The organism is Clostridium sp. Marseille-Q7071 (genome assembly GCF_965112025.1).
Genome location: NZ_CBCOPR010000001.1, coordinates 3,901,287 through 3,917,602 on the forward strand (window position 1 = coordinate 3,901,287; position 16,316 = coordinate 3,917,602).

General features: G+C 28.7%; 18 protein-coding genes. 1 reads left to right on the forward strand and 17 read right to left on the reverse strand.

Annotation, left to right across the window (positions count from 1 at the left end; all coding sequences use genetic code 11):
* Window positions 1-19: 19 nt before the first annotated feature.
* The 15 genes from ACWPW7_RS18575 to ACWPW7_RS18645 form a co-directional block, all read right to left on the reverse strand.
* A complete protein-coding gene (locus tag ACWPW7_RS18575; RefSeq protein WP_454054711.1) occupies window positions 20-1,252 on the reverse strand; it encodes a phosphoenolpyruvate hydrolase family protein in 1,233 nt (410 codons plus the stop codon).
* Window positions 1,253-1,456: 204 nt separating this feature from the next.
* Complete coding sequence (locus ACWPW7_RS18580) at window positions 1,457-2,182, reverse strand: MBL fold metallo-hydrolase (protein WP_454054712.1); 726 nt, start codon at window positions 2,180-2,182, stop codon at window positions 1,457-1,459.
* A 633-nt stretch (window positions 2,183-2,815) separates the two neighbouring features.
* Window positions 2,816-3,466, reverse strand: a complete 651-nt coding sequence (gene queC / locus ACWPW7_RS18585; RefSeq protein ID WP_454054713.1) for a 7-cyano-7-deazaguanine synthase QueC — start codon at window positions 3,464-3,466, stop codon at window positions 2,816-2,818.
* An 18-nt stretch (window positions 3,467-3,484) separates the two neighbouring features.
* Window positions 3,485-4,072: a GTP cyclohydrolase I FolE gene (folE, locus tag ACWPW7_RS18590; RefSeq protein ID WP_454054714.1), complete on the reverse strand. Its 588-nt coding sequence runs from the start codon at window positions 4,070-4,072 to the stop codon at window positions 3,485-3,487.
* A 3-nt stretch (window positions 4,073-4,075) separates the two neighbouring features.
* A complete protein-coding gene (queE, locus tag ACWPW7_RS18595; RefSeq protein WP_454054715.1) occupies window positions 4,076-4,741 on the reverse strand; it encodes a putative 7-carboxy-7-deazaguanine synthase QueE in 666 nt (221 codons plus the stop codon).
* Between the two features lies 1 nt (window position 4,742).
* Window positions 4,743-5,174 carry a 6-carboxytetrahydropterin synthase QueD gene (gene queD / locus ACWPW7_RS18600; RefSeq protein ID WP_454054716.1) on the reverse strand — a complete coding sequence of 144 codons (432 nt, stop codon included), beginning with the start codon at window positions 5,172-5,174 and terminating at the stop codon, window positions 4,743-4,745.
* A 13-nt stretch (window positions 5,175-5,187) separates the two neighbouring features.
* Window positions 5,188-5,949 carry an acyl-CoA dehydratase activase gene (locus ACWPW7_RS18605; RefSeq protein ID WP_454054717.1) on the reverse strand — a complete coding sequence of 254 codons (762 nt, stop codon included), beginning with the start codon at window positions 5,947-5,949 and terminating at the stop codon, window positions 5,188-5,190.
* Window positions 5,946-6,947: a 2-hydroxyacyl-CoA dehydratase family protein gene (locus ACWPW7_RS18610; protein WP_454054718.1), complete on the reverse strand. Its 1,002-nt coding sequence runs from the start codon at window positions 6,945-6,947 to the stop codon at window positions 5,946-5,948. Before ACWPW7_RS18610 ends, ACWPW7_RS18605 begins: the two co-directional genes overlap by 4 nt.
* A gap of 333 nt (window positions 6,948-7,280) precedes the next feature.
* Complete coding sequence (locus tag ACWPW7_RS18615; RefSeq protein ID WP_454054719.1) at window positions 7,281-7,721, reverse strand: Fur family transcriptional regulator; 441 nt, start codon at window positions 7,719-7,721, stop codon at window positions 7,281-7,283.
* Window positions 7,722-7,732: 11 nt separating this feature from the next.
* Window positions 7,733-8,329, reverse strand: coding sequence for a Chromate resistance protein ChrB (locus ACWPW7_RS18620; RefSeq protein ID WP_454054720.1), 597 nt, complete (start codon window positions 8,327-8,329; stop codon window positions 7,733-7,735).
* Window positions 8,330-8,491: 162 nt separating this feature from the next.
* Window positions 8,492-9,397 carry a cation diffusion facilitator family transporter gene (locus ACWPW7_RS18625; protein ID WP_454054721.1) on the reverse strand — a complete coding sequence of 302 codons (906 nt, stop codon included), beginning with the start codon at window positions 9,395-9,397 and terminating at the stop codon, window positions 8,492-8,494.
* 202 nt (window positions 9,398-9,599) lie between these two features.
* Window positions 9,600-10,133, reverse strand: coding sequence for a Chromate resistance protein ChrB (locus tag ACWPW7_RS18630; protein ID WP_039633709.1), 534 nt, complete (start codon window positions 10,131-10,133; stop codon window positions 9,600-9,602).
* Window positions 10,130-10,294: a hypothetical protein gene (locus tag ACWPW7_RS18635; RefSeq protein ID WP_454055539.1), complete on the reverse strand. Its 165-nt coding sequence runs from the start codon at window positions 10,292-10,294 to the stop codon at window positions 10,130-10,132. Before ACWPW7_RS18635 ends, ACWPW7_RS18630 begins: the two co-directional genes overlap by 4 nt.
* Window positions 10,282-10,404 (reverse strand): hypothetical protein, encoded by a 123-nt coding sequence (locus ACWPW7_RS18640; RefSeq protein WP_454054722.1) that lies wholly within the window; start codon window positions 10,402-10,404, stop codon window positions 10,282-10,284. The genes ACWPW7_RS18635 and ACWPW7_RS18640 overlap by 13 nt, the downstream gene beginning before the upstream one ends.
* A 209-nt stretch (window positions 10,405-10,613) precedes the next feature.
* Window positions 10,614-10,751 (reverse strand): hypothetical protein, encoded by a 138-nt coding sequence (locus ACWPW7_RS18645; RefSeq protein WP_454054723.1) that lies wholly within the window; start codon window positions 10,749-10,751, stop codon window positions 10,614-10,616.
* A 578-nt stretch (window positions 10,752-11,329) separates the two neighbouring features.
* On the opposite strand from ACWPW7_RS18645, the gene ACWPW7_RS18650 reads away from it, so the two are divergent.
* Window positions 11,330-12,691, forward strand: coding sequence for an MATE family efflux transporter (locus tag ACWPW7_RS18650; protein WP_454054724.1), 1,362 nt, complete (start codon window positions 11,330-11,332; stop codon window positions 12,689-12,691).
* A 125-nt stretch (window positions 12,692-12,816) separates the two neighbouring features.
* Here the strand turns inward: ACWPW7_RS18650 and ACWPW7_RS18655 are convergent, their stop codons facing one another.
* A complete protein-coding gene (locus tag ACWPW7_RS18655) occupies window positions 12,817-14,565 on the reverse strand; it encodes an ABC transporter ATP-binding protein (protein WP_454054725.1) in 1,749 nt (582 codons plus the stop codon).
* Entirely contained in the window at window positions 14,552-16,300 is a 1,749-nt protein-coding gene (locus ACWPW7_RS18660; RefSeq protein WP_454054726.1) for an ABC transporter ATP-binding protein, read from the reverse strand. The genes ACWPW7_RS18655 and ACWPW7_RS18660 overlap by 14 nt, the downstream gene beginning before the upstream one ends.
* Window positions 16,301-16,316 lie beyond the last annotated feature (16 nt).

Here is a 16,316-nt window from a genome sequence, read left to right on the forward strand (position 1 = left end):
ACAAATTAAAATATACATGTTATCTTGTAATATGTTCATGTGATTTTGTAATACTTGTAACCGTTTTATTCTTTTCCCTATACTCTTTAGGAGATAAACCTGTTTGTTTTTTAAAGGATTTGCTGAAATGAGCATAATCACTATATCCTACAATATGGGCAATTTCGCTTATTTGAATATTTTCTTTTTCTAAAATTTCCTTTGCTCTATTTAGCCTAAACTGAGATAAGTATTCTGGGAAAGTACAACCTACTTCATTTTTAAAAAGTGTACTTAAATATGGCCTCGATACATGTAACACTGATGCCAAATCACTTAAAAGTATTTTATGCATATAATTATTTGAAATATATTCTTTAACAAAATCAACATAGCTATAATGCTTTTTTATTCCTTCAATCATTTTTATTAGCAGCTCATCTTTTTCATGAATTCCAGCAAACTTAAAAGATTTTGTAGTATTTGTTATTGTTGACTCAGAGGGAGTTCTTTCAAAAGCTGATCCTCCAATATACCCTATTGTTTGAGTATTTTGGTACATATAATCAATATCTATTGGTGTTTTAACAGGTCCTCCATAAATCATTTTAAATACATCTGGTCTAATGTCATCACAGACCTTAAATATTTTCGATGTAACATTCTTTGCCGATTCCAAAGATATCATTTTCTTAGCCCCTACTTCTCCTCCACCTGTTAATCCTAGATGCACACATATAATATCCGCCCCTGCCCTTAGCATTTCCACAGCTTGTTTTTCATCAAAAACAAAAGCTATGGTAAATAAATTCTTTTCATGGGCAATTCTAATAGCTTCAACCTCTTTATCAAAGCTAATCCCTTCATTTTCTAGAGCCTCATGAAACTTCCCTTCCAGCATTCCTACCGTTGGAAAGTTATTAATTCCAGAAAAACCTTTGCTTTTTATTAAATCAATATATTCTTCCAAGTTTATTGTGGGGTCAGTTGCATTAATGCCAAAAATAACTGGTATATTTTTTATTATTGGTATAATTTCACGGGAGCCAAATTCCATAACTAATTCATTCGAATTTGAGAAAGGCATCCATCCAGCAAGAGAGCCTATTCCCATTTGTCTAAATCTTCCAGAACTTAAAGCTAGTATAATATCTGCTCCCCCTTTTTCTGCATATTTGGCAGATAATCCAGACCCAACAGCAACTCCAATTATATGTTTATTAATCAGTATTTGATTTTTCAAATTATTGATTATATACTCTTTTTTAAACATAGAATTAACCCCTTTATCTATTGTGTATCATTTTTTATATTATACCCCTTATAAGTGGTATCTTATAATAAATTTTTATTACAATTTGAATCATCCTAATCTTTTAATTATAGAATATCAGATTCCTTGTGCATAAAAGGACGGTTCATTTTTATTATAAATAATGTAATTTTATTTATAATAAAATTATGAACCGTCCCCTAATTAAGAACTGATATCTCTTAATGATTCTTTAATATTTTTAGTATATATGCCACCATGATAGCAAATGATTCTGTCTATTTCATAATTTAATAATTTCTTTATAGAATTTTTTGCCTGAGCAATATCTAAAGTGTAATTTGGATTTGCAATGCTTAATTTATTGTCTTCTATTACCAATGCATCTCCAGAAATTAATGTTTTACTATCTTTTACATAAATTGAAATATGACCTGGCATATGGCCTGGAGTCGAAACTATTTCAACTCCTCCACACCATGGAAATGAATCTTTATCTTTTAAACATACATCAACATCTGCATTTTCTATTGACTCAAGCAGCTGATGAAATTTTTTCGAATTTTCTTTTTCATCTTCTGGAAGAGTATCATATATACTTTCCGCTTGCTGTAATCTTAAAGATCTTTCTTTACCACTAATATATTTTTCTTCATCAATTGATGAAAGAATTTTTATCTGTGGATACTCCCTTTTAAATTCAGCTAAAGCTCCCATATGATCAAAATCATGATGTGTTATAATTATTTTTGTTAATTTTTCAAGATTAATACCATTTGCTTCAGCAGCATTTTTTATTAAAGATAAAAAATTTGGATATCCGCAATCAATTAAAACAACTTCCTTTTCATCACACAATATAACTGGGAAAATAGTATTTTCAACGCCACCAATATCAAATTTTATTTCTAAAACTGTTACTTTATTCATTAGTTTACTCCTTCATAATTAATTTTTATAATATATTATTAAAAATGTCTTTTAGCCAATCTATATAATTTTCATCAATATAGATTATAAGTTCATTTATTAATAGTATGTCTAATTCTTCTAAAAGAAATTTATCTAATCAAGTGATTATTTCACTATATTAATACAGTGTACAACAAAATAGTAACATCCTCTTCTCTCACTTCTCAAGTTCATAAATGATTCTGTGTTAAAGTTGCTTATATGTACGATATAAAAAAGAACCTTGATTTCTCAAAGTTCTAAATAGAAAATATTTAATACATTCATCCTTTTTATGCTTCTCTAAATTAGCTTCTATTGCATTATATATGAAGTAAAGATTATATATTCTACATATATAGCTATATAAATCTTTTCTTAAACCAATCTATTTATAATTTCCGCATGTTTCTCCATATCATGTAATTTTGAACTATTTATCCTTAACCTTTAATAATGCTCACATTTTTTATTTATTTAAAATCATTATTTATTATTGATAATACTCTAAATTTTAGAATTAATATATGCATAAATTATTTAAGATATAATTTATGAACCGTCCCCTAATTTAAAATAAGTTTAGCCATAACCAGCTACGTTTGTTCATAGTTAACTTCTTAAAAATTCTAAATAACCATTCTTCCTTAACTTACAAGCAGGACATTCTCCGCATCCGTCTCCCTTTATTCCATTATAGCAAGTTAATGTTTCTTCTTTAATAATGTTAAGAACATCTAAATCCTTAGCCATTTTCCAAACTTCCGCTTTATTAATCCACATTAAAGGTGTAAGAATTTCAAATTGATAATCCATGGCTAAATTTAAGGTTACATTTAAAGATTTAATAAATACGTCCCTACAATCTGGATATCCGCTAAAATCACTTTGTGACACCCCAGTTATAATTGTGTTTATTCCTCTTTGCTTTGCAAATACAGCTACAAAGCTTAAAAATAGCATGTTTCTTCCGTCTACAAAGCTGTTTGGAACTCCCTCCCCTGGTGCTTCTTTATCAACTTCTATATCTACTCTTGTTAATGAGTTTGGTGCAAGTTGGTTTAATAAATTCAAATCTAAAATATGGTGCTCTACATTATATTTTTTGCATATATCCTTTGCACACTCTAACTCTAATATATGTTTTTGATTATAGTCAAAGGATACTGCTATAACTTCTTTAAACTTCTTTTTCGCCCAAAATAAACAAGTTGTACTATCTTGTCCACCACTAAATACCACTACTGCTTTTTCTTTGTTCATTACCATTCACTCCTATTATTATTGATAAAGCATCATCAATTTGTTATTTAAAATTGGGTCTGTATTAAATCTTCCCTCTAAGGTAGTTGATATGGTTTTTGTCCCCGGCTTTTGTATTCCCCTAGAAGTCATGCATCCATGTTCCTCTTCTATAATAACTGCCACATCTTCTGAACCGGTTACCTTTTGTATAATTTCTGCTATGTCGCTTCCAATTCTTTCTTGAAGCTGTAGTCTGCGCCCTACCATATCGGCTATTCTAGCTATTTTACTTAATCCAATAACTTTTTTATTAAGAATGTAAGCCACTGAAACCTTCATGTTATACATCAGTGCTAAATGATGTTCACAGTAGCTAAATATTTCTATACCCTTCATAAAAACCATATCATTATTATTTTCTTTTATATCTAAGTCATTTTCGAAGGTAGTGTTAAACATTGATACAATTTCATCATTGGTATAGTTCATTCCTTCAAATACTTCTTTATACATTTTAGCTACTCTCTTTGGTGTATCCTTTAACCCTTCTCTATCAGGATTATCTCCTAGTGCTATTAAAATACCTCTTATATGCTCTTCAATTGCCTTTGTATCAATTGTCATAATTTATACACCTCTCTTATTTGCGTCCCATATAACTTTATGAAGTTGCACCTGTAGTGTAACTCCATTCATATTGTTTTCCTTCATAAACTCTACAATGCTATCTAAGGAAATTCCCCCAAAAACAGGGCTCACATACACATTAGTTTTATCTATAAGGTTAAATTTATCTATTATATATTTTGCTTTCTCTAAATCATCAACGCTACCAGATACAAATTTAACTGTATCTTTCTTTGTTAAATATTTAAAATTATCTAACTCCATGTTTCTCTCCATATTGCTTGAAGGAAGCTTATAATCCATAGTAAAACTTGGCGGCTTTTCTGTTTTTAAAAACTCTTGGAGCAATACACTACCGTTAGTCTCTATTTCCACATGAAGTTCTTTATCCTTAGAAAGCCTTTCTATTAATTCTTTTATCCCTTGATTCAAAAGAGGTTCTCCTCCAGTTAAGGTAATATTTTTCACCTTTGTGGATTTTATATATGAATATATATCCTCTATAGACATATATTCATAAGCTACATTTTTTTCATTAGCCCAAGAAGTATCGCAATAACTACAATTCAAATTGCATCCTGGAAATCTTATAAATACTGCTAATTGACCACAAAGAAGCCCTTCTCCATTGATACTAACAAACTTTTCTACAACCTTAAGTTTCACTTTAGCTCTCCTCTCTTTCTTCATAGGTAGCGCTATTGGTAGGAGTCTCAAAAACTGTAGCTCTTAATACATTGAATTCTTGAGCTTTCATAGTTTTAAAGAAAAAGGCTGCAAAATTTTCTGCTGTTGGTCTAAAATCCACTTCTATTATTTTAAATCCATCTAATAAAAGACAATTTAAAGTTTCTTCTCTCATAGTTCCTTTTTCAATAATTAATCCATGATCATAATAATCTACCATATCTTTTACAGCCTTTTTTAAATCCCCAAAATCTATTACCATACCATCTAGTTGTCCATCTTTTATTAAGCTTTGAGATTTTATTTCAATTTCAACCTTCCATCTATGTCCATGAATATTACTGCATTTGCCCTCATATCTTGCAAGAAAATGAGCACTATCAAAACTCTGTTCCGCTTTTAATATATACATAGATTTTTCCTCCTCACTTTAAAATCTTACTCCCATAATAGCAACATCCTATTGCTCCATTAAATTGTGGTTCCTCTATACACACTATCTCTTCGTAATCCTTTTGTAGATATTTTTTTATAGCAGTATTATTAGCCACGCCCCCTGTTAAAATTAACCTTTTCCCTCTAAACTTATTGAGTAGTGGATGAAGTCTTTTATATAATGAATAGTTAACTCCTGCACAAAGTCTATCCATCTCCACTCCTTCAGCTATTTTCCCTATTAACTCTGACTCAGAAAATACAGCGCAGGTTGAGTTTAACTCCACAGGATTTTCACAGTACTTGCTCATTTCGTCAAGAGATATTTCAAGCACATTTGCCATATTCTCTAAATATCTACCACAGGATGCAGCACATTTTTCATTAAGTTCTAAATCTGTAATAATTCTCTTTTCTACTTTAACCACCTTTACATCTTGTCCACCTACGTCTAAGAGAATAAAGTCTTTTAATCCAGTTTGATAAATTCCTCCATAAACATGAGCTTTTATCTCATTTATTGGGGTAAAAAGCAATAAATCAGTATTGTTTTTTCCATAGCCAGTAGATATTGCTTTATCAACTTGCCCTAAGTCTAATTTTTCTAAATTTACAATAATTTTACCCTTATAGCTGCAATAATCTCTATAAAAACTCATGGTACTTATTTTTTTCTTTACTACTATATTGCTATCTTCCATGGAAACTATTTTAACTTCTCTACTTCCGAGATCTATTCCTAGCACTCTCATACTCTACTCTCCTTTAAATCCACTAGCATATCAAGAAAAGCTTCTAACCTTAGCTTTGTCCTTGCATCCAATGTATTTAACTTATCCCCTTCAATATTAAGTATTGGAATATCTAATTTTTCCTTTAGTATAATATCTTCCACAGCCCTGTAGCAAAACGCTTGAGTGTAGTGAATTATACCATCTAATTTTCTTTCTTTTATTTGGTTTTTTAATTCTATAATTCTATAATTAACATCATATGGATAAGTGTAATCATAATACTGCTGAAATATATTTCTTGCTTTATCTCCTCTAGGAAAAGCAAATTCCCTTTGCACTTCATTGTATACAAAGTGGGCATTAAATTTTTCAACAAATTCATATATATCACAGGTCATAGGCGGAACTCCTATGTATCCTAACCTTAACTTTTTATTTAGCGGTTCTCTTTTCTTAATTTCTTCAATAGCTTTTTTAAGGCTCTCTTCCAAGCTATCAATATCTCCATTTAAATCACTTAAGCTTACGGAATATAAATGATTTTCAAAGCCTGTGGTCTTATTTTCCTTATATGTTAACTCATCAATTTCCTTAGATAATTTTCTAATCTTTGCTAATCTTTTTCTAACCTCTTCTGCTGCATCTTCAGTAACATTAAAACTTTTCATAAATTTTCTTATTTCATTTTCCACATCCTCTATTTTATGACTCTGCGGATATGAAAAAGGATGTATTTTTACTCCTCTTAAATTGAGCACTTCTATAAGAGCTTTTGTATTGGAGCAGTCCCCTTCTACAACACCAACTATTTCTCTAATATTTTCCTCTATGCATACTCCATAAATCCCCTTTATCCAAGCACACAAGCTTTTCGGAAAACCATCTCTTTCGGCTATATCTATGTATTTTAAATACTTCTCTGAAGTTATAAAAATATTATTTAAATCTATTGGAGTGTATCCTGCTGCAATAAGAACTTCCACTGGTACTGTAGTGGTTAATCCTATTTTCTTCATTATTCTTCCTCCTCACTTTTAAAGTTTTTTTGAAAATAAAAAAGGGCGCAAAGCGCCCATAAACAAAAAACTACCTAAGCCGGTAGTTACGTCCTAGTTTTGTTTATAGACAGGATGGTTACGAACTGTCTTTATTCACTTTTATATTTATATATTTTACTATTACTCATTTACAATGTCAAATATAGACAGTAACTTTGTTATTCATGTAGTTAAGTTAAATTAAACTATTGTTTCTTTTAAAAGTACACATTCCCAAGGCACTCCTATTAAAGGGACGGTTCATTTTATTATAAATAGTATAATAAAATGAACCGTCCCTTTAATATAATTCTATAATTTGCTGCAATTTTTGCATATTCCGTAAAACTTAAGACTATAGTCAATTATCTTAAAATTAAAGTTCTTATCAATTTTATTTTTTATTTGTTCTAAGTTAACATCTTTTACAGGATATACTTTATTACAGTTTTTACATATAAAATGAGGATGCTGATATTTATCATTTGGTTCCATTAATTCATACCTAATACCCTCTTCATCAGAATCAAATTTGCATACTATATTGATTCTCTCTAATAATTGCATGGTTCTATAAACCGTTGAAATACCTATTTTAGGATAATCTTTTTTTATAAGCACGTAAATTTCATCAGAAGTTAAATGTTTATATCGATTTTTAATAATAATATCTAATACCTTTTCTCTTGGTTGCGTTATTTTATAGCCTTTTTCTTTTAAACTATTTCTTATTTCTTCCAATAACTCCTGCATAAATATCACTCCTATCTATGATGACATTTATAATAGTGTTTATGATCGCAATTATGATTTTTATGACAATAAAATTTTGAATTTTCTCTTTTGCAGACTTCTTCGGAATATCTTTGAAGTTTTATTTCTGCACTCTTTATTTTTTCAACTGCTATTTCTCTTTCTGATATATTGTAATAATCTCTCATAACTATTTTTTTAAACCAGCGTTTAATTTTTTCTAATTCTTCCTCATTTTCTTCTAGTTCCGAAAATTTAAACTTTTTATTTTCAATCTCTCTATTTATTTCCCGAATAATTTTCTCACACTCTTTTGATAATTCTTCATACTCTTCCTTTCGTGATTTTTCAAACTCAAACATGATATCATTTTTATCATCTTCATTTATAAATGAAATTTCACTAACAGTAGCCTTACCTTTTAATTTTATAACTTCATATCTTAATTCTTGTAATTTATTAAGCATCTCCTCATTTTTAGGAAGCAATATTATTCCATGTTGAAGATACACTGCACCTAGCTCTTTAATTGCTCTCCAAAAATACACCCTATTTTTAGATGGTTCACTTGGTATTTTATAGCTAAAAGCTAGAAATTTTGTTTTCAATTTAATCGCCTCTCTCCTACAGTGATAAAAAATCATCAACATATTTAAATTCAACTTAACATTGAATTTAACCTTTGATATTTCTTCTATAATAAACTGTTTATTATTAGGAAACATACACATCTTTAAGATTTTCATCCTACTACGTACGTAGTTATAAGCTTATTTTTGCTCAGTTAAATCCACGTGTATATTAATATTCAAATTTAATTTTTTCACAATATCATTCTGTATGTTATCCATTAATTCATCGATTTTTGATAAATTTCTATCTGAGACTATCTCTACATGTACAGAACCCCATCTTTTATCTGGCCCATAATCATGAATAACTAAATTATGAATACCACTTATATCCTTATAAGAAAATAGTATGTTTTTTATCTCATCCATAAGTTCAAATGTAATATTTCTTCCAAGTAATAAATCTATACTATTAGCTGCTGATTTAAATCCTGTATATAATATAAATATAGATACAATAATTCCTATAAATCCGTCTATGGGGAATTCTGTAAAACTTGATAAAGTTAATGATATAATTGTCGCTCCTGTTGAAAGAATATCAGTTAAACAGTCTAATACATTCAATTTCATTAAAGGTGATTTTATTTTTTCTCCTATTTTTCTATTAAATTTAACCAAAAATACTTTTATTAAGATTGAAATTATTAACGAAATCAGTGCAATATTGCTGTATTTTATTGGTTTCGGGCTCAATATCTGCATTAAGGAGTTTTTAATAAATAAAGCACCAAATAATAAAATAAAAATAGAAACTAATAAAGTAAAAATATATTCAATTCTTCCATAGCCAAAACGATGTTTTTCATCAGCTGGTTTATTGGCAACCTTAAACCCTAAAATTATTACTACCGATAAAAGTGAATCAACTAAGTTATCAAATCCATCAGCCATAATAGATATACTCTGAGATAAAAGGCCAATCATAAGTTTTAAAGTGAATAGGAAAATATTCAAAAGTATATTTACAATGCAAGCAATAATGCCATATTTTTCTCTACCCTTTATATTCTCAAATTCATTCTTCCCGAAAAATTTTCCCAATGTTATCCTCCCCTAATATTTCTAATTATCATCATGAAATATATATTAATTGTAACAGTGGTTACATACAACATATATTAATTGTAACACTCGTTACATGTAACGTCAATAACATTTTATAATATAAAAAAATAGAAATTCCTTATAATCTTAATTTCATAAAGAATTTCTACTTAACTTTTTCTTATATATTATTTTATTATTATTCCTCATGCCTTTTATAAACTTCATCGGAATATTCTTGTAATCTTACTTTTGCTTTTTCAAACACTTCTTCTGCTTTATCTTTACCTTCCGAATTAAAATAATCTCTTTTAGTAATTTTATCATACCATCGTTGGAGCTTTTTTAGCTCTTCCTCATTTTCTTCAAGTTCAGAAAATTTAAATTTTCCATTTTCAGTTTCACGGTCAAGTTCGTATATAAGTCGTTGACAGTTCTCTTGAAATTCATTATATTCTTCATTTACTTGTTGTTTGAACTCCAATATAATATTTTTTTCATCTTCTTCATTTATAAAATTAAGTTGACCTAATGTTGATTTTCCACCTAATAAATTAACTTCTTCACGAAGATTCTGTAAAATTTCATATAGGTTTTCTTGATATGGAAATAAAGCTACACCATGTTGCAGATAAATTCCTCCTAGATCTTTAATTATTCTCCAAACATAGACTCTATTCTTAGATGGTTCACTTGGAATTTTATATGTAAAAGTTAAAAAATTTGTACTCATAAATTATATACTTCCTCTCTATTTTCTAAAAAATCTCTTTTTAAAGAGTATATCATAGAAATAAAGAAATTCTGTTTAATATTTTCCACATTATTAACATCTTTAGCTTTAATTACAGTTACTTCATCAACTTTAATATTTGTAGAGGCTATATAGAAAATAAAGCTCTCGACTTCTTTATCATTGAAGTTATATAGTTTTTCAAGTCTATTAATATCCTTCTTCTTTCATTCACCTTAACAACCTGCTTGGTTTCTTCTTTAACCTCCATAGCTGAAATATTTTTAACTCACCCTTCTTTGACAGAACCTCCAATTAAAGTTGTGAAAATAACAATGCATACAATCATCATAATAAAAAGCTTTTTATTAATTTTTTTGAATATTAAAGGGACAGTTCATTTTTATTATATTATAAATAATATAATCTATTTATAATATAATTATGAACCGTCCCCTTATTATGAACTAATCTCTTGCACTATGATATATCTTCAATAATATTTAACCAATCGTAAATACTACAACCCATTCCTACCATAATAGCTACTGTTTTTTCTCCATTCCCTTTAATTAAATATTCTGCTTTTCTTCTTTCAATACTGGCTATCTTTAGCATATTTCCCACTCTCCCTTATTTATTAACATTTAAAGTTTGTTGTTACCTTATTTTGAAAACTATTTATATTTAATGTTATAAACACTATAGCATTTGCTATATCTTTAATAATATATATTTTCTATAAATCATATATTTCCTTTTAAATTTTAATAAAAGAAAACGTCAGCTACTCTTGTACCTAGCACTTTATTATATTTATAACTTCATCTCATTAAATATATTTACTAAACTTCTGCATTTTTCTAAAAATAATTCACTTCATAAGAATAATCCTTTTTCCGTTATTTTTAATCCTTATATAAGTAGATAGTGCATAGTATATTCTTTTATAATTGATAAAGATAATCATTCTTAAAGTTCTCAGAGCGTTCACCTATTGATTTGAAAGGAGGGTAAGGATGAATTGAATACCACTACAAATAATCAATTAGAATTAAAAGCTTCAAATCCGAATTTAAAGTTATAGATACTAAGCCATATTCTGAAGCTTTGCTTTATATAATGAATAAAAAACTTCATAAAATCAAAATCGCAATTATTATATATAAATTAATTTAAGAAAAGGAATGATACTTATGAATAAAAATCGTGAAGAATTAATTAATGGTAATATGTTTAAATTACTTTTAAAACTTTCTGTTCCAGGAATTATAGGAATGTTAGTCATAGGTTTATATAGTTTATGTGATGCTATTTTTGTTGGAAAGTTAGTAGGAGAAACTGCACTAGCTGCTGTAAGTATATCCTCTCCTTATACTTTTATAAACAATTGTATTGCTGTACTTGTAGGAGTTGGTTCATCTTCAATTTTATCTCGTGCTATTGGAGCTAAAGATGATAAAGTAGTAAATAAAATTTTAGGTAATTTAATAATATGTGTATTAGTATTATCATTGTCTGTTACTATATTAGGATGTTTTTTTGCAGAAAACTTGCTTAGATTTTCAGGCGCTAAGGGAGAAATATTAAAGCTCGGAGTAAACTACTTAAGAATATCATATATAGGATCCTTCTTCGTTAACTTTTCACAAAGTGCTAATATGCTCATAAGAGGCGAAGGAAAGATGAAAGAAGCTATGAGTATTATGGCGTTAGGTGCAATATTAAATATTATTTTAGATCCAATATTTATAAAACCTTTAGGCCTAGGTGTTGAAGGTGCAGCTATAGCTACAGTAATAGCTCAAATGATTCAAGCTCTAACTACATTTATATACTTTAAGCGTAATAAATCAATAATTCCACTCAATAAATTGAAATTCGCCTCTGACTTAGCGCCAGAGATATTATCCGTAGGAGGTTCAGCAGCTATGATGCAACTTATGTACTTAATACAACAAACTGCATTATATAAGCTTGTATCAATATATGGTGGAGATGAACAAGTAGTATTAATGGGTGTGGCCCTTAGAATTTTAATGTTTACATTTATACCTATATGGGGAATAGGACAAGGACTTCAGCCTATAGTGGGCATGAACTTTGGTGCAAAAAAATATGATCGTGTTAAAGAAGCGGTTAAAATCTTTAGTATAGCTTCTGTAATATTCATCGGAATATTATGGAGTTTTTATATGATTAAACCTAAGATTGTTTTAAGTTTGTTCTTTAATGATAAAGCTTTAATAGAAAGTGGCTACAATTTATTTAGACTTATGTTTTTAGCCTTCCCAGTATCAGGCGTTATAGTTATGTGCATGACATTCTTCCAATCAATAGGCAAAGGTGGAAAATCTGCAATAATAACTCTTTTAAAACAAGTAGTACTTTTCATGCCTATAGCTATAGTTCTTACTAGAGTTGTTGGAATTAAAGGCACATGGATAGCTTCTACAGTTACAGATGTAATAGTATTCTTATACTGCCTTGTTCTTTTAGCTGTAGAATTTAGAAAATTAGATAGAGTAGATTTAAAAGAATTGAATATTTCAAAATAAAATAAAATAAAATTTAATAGAACTTTTTATGAAACTCCCATAAAACTTAATAGTAGCAAATAAAAAGGTATGAAATTTGAATAAGTAAATTTCATACCTTTTAATATATAAACTATCCTAAAATTTTAAATTACATCAGTAGCATTTTTAAATTGGCTTTTATAGAGCTCGGTATAAAAACCTCCCCTATTTATTAGTTCTTCATGGCTTCCTCTTTCGATTATCTCACCATCCTTCATTACTAAGATTAAATCAGCATCACGAATAGTGGAAAGCCTGTGAGCTATAACAAAGCTTGTTCTGCCTTTCATCATAGAAAGAAATGCATTTTGTATTTTTATTTCAGTTCTTGTATCAACACTACTAGTTGCCTCGTCAAGTATAAGCATTGGAGGATCTATAAGCATCACTCTTGCTATAGTCAATAGCTGCTTTTGGCCTTCTGAAAGATTTGCTCCTGCCTCTGTAATAACTGTATCATACCCCTCTGGAAGTCTTTTTATAAAACTGTGAATATGTGCTGCCTTAGCTGCATTTTCAATTTCACTTTCAGTTGCCTCCTGCTTTCCATAGGCAATATTCTCCCTTATTGTTCCTTCAAAAAGCCAAGTATCTTGAAGAACCATTCCAAATAAAGATCTAAGATTATTTCTTTTAATTTCATATATATCTATTCCATCAATTAAGATCTTACCCTTATTTATATCGTAAAATCTCATAAGCAAATTAACCATAGTAGTTTTTCCTGCACCTGTAGGTCCAACGATAGCAATAGTGCTCCCCTTTCTTATTTCTGCATTAAAACCATTAATTAAAGGTACCTCTTTTACATAAGAAAAGGATACATTATCAAAGGTTATATTTCCCTCACAATTTGTAATCTTTTTAGTATTTTCTAAATCTGTTGGTTCTGGTGTTTCATCTATTATTGAAAATACCCTCTCACAAGATGCAAGTGCTGCTTGAAGCTGTGTTGCAACACTAGTTATATTGTTTATAGGTTGTGAAAATTGTGTTGAATAGGTTAAAAAACTTGATATTGTTCCTACACTGAGACCACTTAAAATCGACAGTAAACCACCAACTACTCCAACTAATACATAAATAATATTATTAACAAATCTAGTTGATGGATTTGTAAGTGATGAATAGAATTGTGCCTGCTGACCACATTTATAAAGCCTTCTATTAATCTCCTTAAATTTTTCTTCTGAGCGCTTTTCATAACCAAAAACTTTAACTACTTTTTGATTGCCTATGATTTCTTCAATATATCCATTTAATTCTCCTACAGTTTTTTGTTGCTCTTTAAACATTTTATTTGATCTACTTGTAATGAAGGAAGCTATTACAAAACATAATGGAGTCATAAGTAATATAACTAAAGTTATTTTTACACTTAAAGCAAACATCAATACAAGAGAACTTATTATAGTTACAATTCCAGGATAAAATTGAGTTATACCTTGAAGTAATCCATCGGAAATAGCATCAATGTCATTTGTAAGTCTACTCATTATATCTCCATGTGCATTTACATCAAAATATTTAAGTGGAAGAGTACTAATCTTATCAAAAGCTTCATTCCTTATATCTTTAACAGTTTTAAAAGCTATGATATTTGCTATAACTGTAAATATCCACATAAATAATGAACTAATTAAATATACCACTGCTAAAATAATTATTATTTTTAGCAAATTATCAAAATCCACTTTTCCTTTTCCTACAATTTTGTCTATTCCTTTTCCTACAATAAAAGGAATAAATGCCATTAAAATATTACTAATAAGTGCACATATAAGAGATATACCCATGTATATTTTATGATTTCCAATATACTTAAATAATCTAAATAAACTATTCTTTTTCAACTTCATCACTCTCCTTTGAAAGTTGAGAATTACATATCTCTTTATATACACTGCAATTACTAATCAATTCTTCATGAGTTCCAACTCCTGAAACTGTTCCATCATCTAAAACTATTATTCTATCTGCAGTTTTTATTGTGCTCACTCTTTGACTAACCATAATAACAGTCATACCTTTTGTATTCTTCTTAAGGTCACTTCTAAGTGCTGCATCAGTGGCATAATCCAATGCGCTTAAACTATCATCCATAATTAATATTTCTGGGTTACCTACAAGAGCCCTTGCTATTGTAAGTCTTTGCTTTTGCCCTCCTGAAAGATTAACTCCTCCTTGAGATATATTAGTTTCATATTTTAGTGGAAGCTTTTCAATAAATTCTGCAGCCTTACTAATTTCAGCTGCTTTTTTAACTTCCTCTATACTTGCATTTTCTTTTCCCCATCTTATATTTTCCGAAACCGTTCCTGAAAATAAAATTGCCTTCTGTGGTACCACCCCTATTTTCTTTCCAAGTTCTTCTTTAGAATATTCCCTAATGTCAATTCCATTAATTAAAATTTTTCCCTCACTAACGTCATAAAGTCTTGGAATTAAATTTATAAGTGTTGTTTTACCAGAACCAGTACCTCCAATTATTCCAACTGTTTGTCCTGATTCTATTTCAAAAGAAGCATTGCTTATAGAATATTCCTTTGAATTTTTATATGCAAAAGATACATTTTCAAATTTTATTAAACTAACATTTTCATCTGACTTTCTATCCCTTAGTAAAGCGTTATTATATTCTATACTTGAATTTGTATCGAATATTTCATTTACACGTGAAGCACTTGCAGCAGCTTTAGTAAATATTATGATGAGATTAGCAACAATAATAAGTGCTGATAAAATTAAAGTTGTATAATTTATATAAGCTATAATCTTTCCTGTTGTAATAGCACCGTTATTTACTCTAACGCCTCCAAACCATAATATAAATAAAATTGAAAAATTCATTATTATACTTGTAATTGGACTCATTAAAGCTGAGATCTTACCTACTTTAATTGAAGTATTTGTTTGATCTTCATTTGCACTTTCAAATCTCACCTTTTCATATTCCATTCTTGAAAATGCCCTTACAACTCTTACTCCAGATAGATTCTCTCTTAATATCAATGCTAATTTATCTAATTTCTTCTGAACTGTTTTATATAACGGTAGGGATTTATTCATTATCATATATAGAACAAAAGCAAATATAGGAATAGATAAATACATTATTGTTGAAAGCTTAACATCTAAAAACATTACCATTATAATTCCACCAATACATAAGAAAGGAACTCTTATAGCAAGACGAATAAACATTGCTAAGGCTAATTGAAGCTGATTTACATCGTTTATTACACGATTAATTAGTGAAGCTGTACCAAATTCATCTAGTTCATTATAAGATAAAGTACCTATTTTCTTAAATAGTTCATCTCTTAAAATCGTTCCAAAACCTTGGGATGCTATAGACGCAAAATATTGACAAGTAAAAGAAGATATAACTCCCAATGTAGCCATGAGAAACATTATACCTCCTATTTTCAGTATATACGATGTACTCCCAATTTTTATCCCCTTGTCTACAATTAAAATCATAATTGTAGGTATTGATATTTCGAATATAGCTTCTAACAATTTAAAAATCGGTCCTAAAATAACTTGTTTTTTATAGGGTTTAATAAATTTAAATAATTTAAACAAATTTTGACCTCCTTAT

Bases quoted from the DNA above. Each gene is read 5' to 3' on its own strand.
- ACWPW7_RS18615 (WP_454054719.1), bottom strand. From the start codon at position 7,721: ATGCAGGAGTTATTGGAAGAAATAAGAAATAGTTTAAAAGAAAAAGGC.
- ACWPW7_RS18645 (WP_454054723.1), bottom strand. From the start codon at position 10,751: ATGCTAAAGATAGCCAGTATTGAAAGAAGAAAAGCAGAATATTTAATT.
- ACWPW7_RS18610 (WP_454054718.1), bottom strand. From the start codon at position 6,947: ATGAAGAAAATAGGATTAACCACTACAGTACCAGTGGAAGTTCTTATT.
- ACWPW7_RS18630 (WP_039633709.1), bottom strand. From the start codon at position 10,133: ATGAGTACAAATTTTTTAACTTTTACATATAAAATTCCAAGTGAACCA.
- queC (WP_454054713.1), bottom strand. From the start codon at position 3,466: ATGAACAAAGAAAAAGCAGTAGTGGTATTTAGTGGTGGACAAGATAGT.
- ACWPW7_RS18650 (WP_454054724.1), top strand. From the start codon at position 11,330: ATGAATAAAAATCGTGAAGAATTAATTAATGGTAATATGTTTAAATTA.
- folE (WP_454054714.1), bottom strand. From the start codon at position 4,072: ATGACAATTGATACAAAGGCAATTGAAGAGCATATAAGAGGTATTTTA.
- ACWPW7_RS18575 (WP_454054711.1), bottom strand. From the start codon at position 1,252: ATGTTTAAAAAAGAGTATATAATCAATAATTTGAAAAATCAAATACTG.
- ACWPW7_RS18605 (WP_454054717.1), bottom strand. From the start codon at position 5,949: ATGAGAGTGCTAGGAATAGATCTCGGAAGTAGAGAAGTTAAAATAGTT.
- ACWPW7_RS18580 (WP_454054712.1), bottom strand. From the start codon at position 2,182: ATGAATAAAGTAACAGTTTTAGAAATAAAATTTGATATTGGTGGCGTT.
- ACWPW7_RS18640 (WP_454054722.1), bottom strand. From the start codon at position 10,404: ATGGAGGTTAAAGAAGAAACCAAGCAGGTTGTTAAGGTGAATGAAAGA.
- queD (WP_454054716.1), bottom strand. From the start codon at position 5,174: ATGTATATATTAAAAGCGGAACAGAGTTTTGATAGTGCTCATTTTCTT.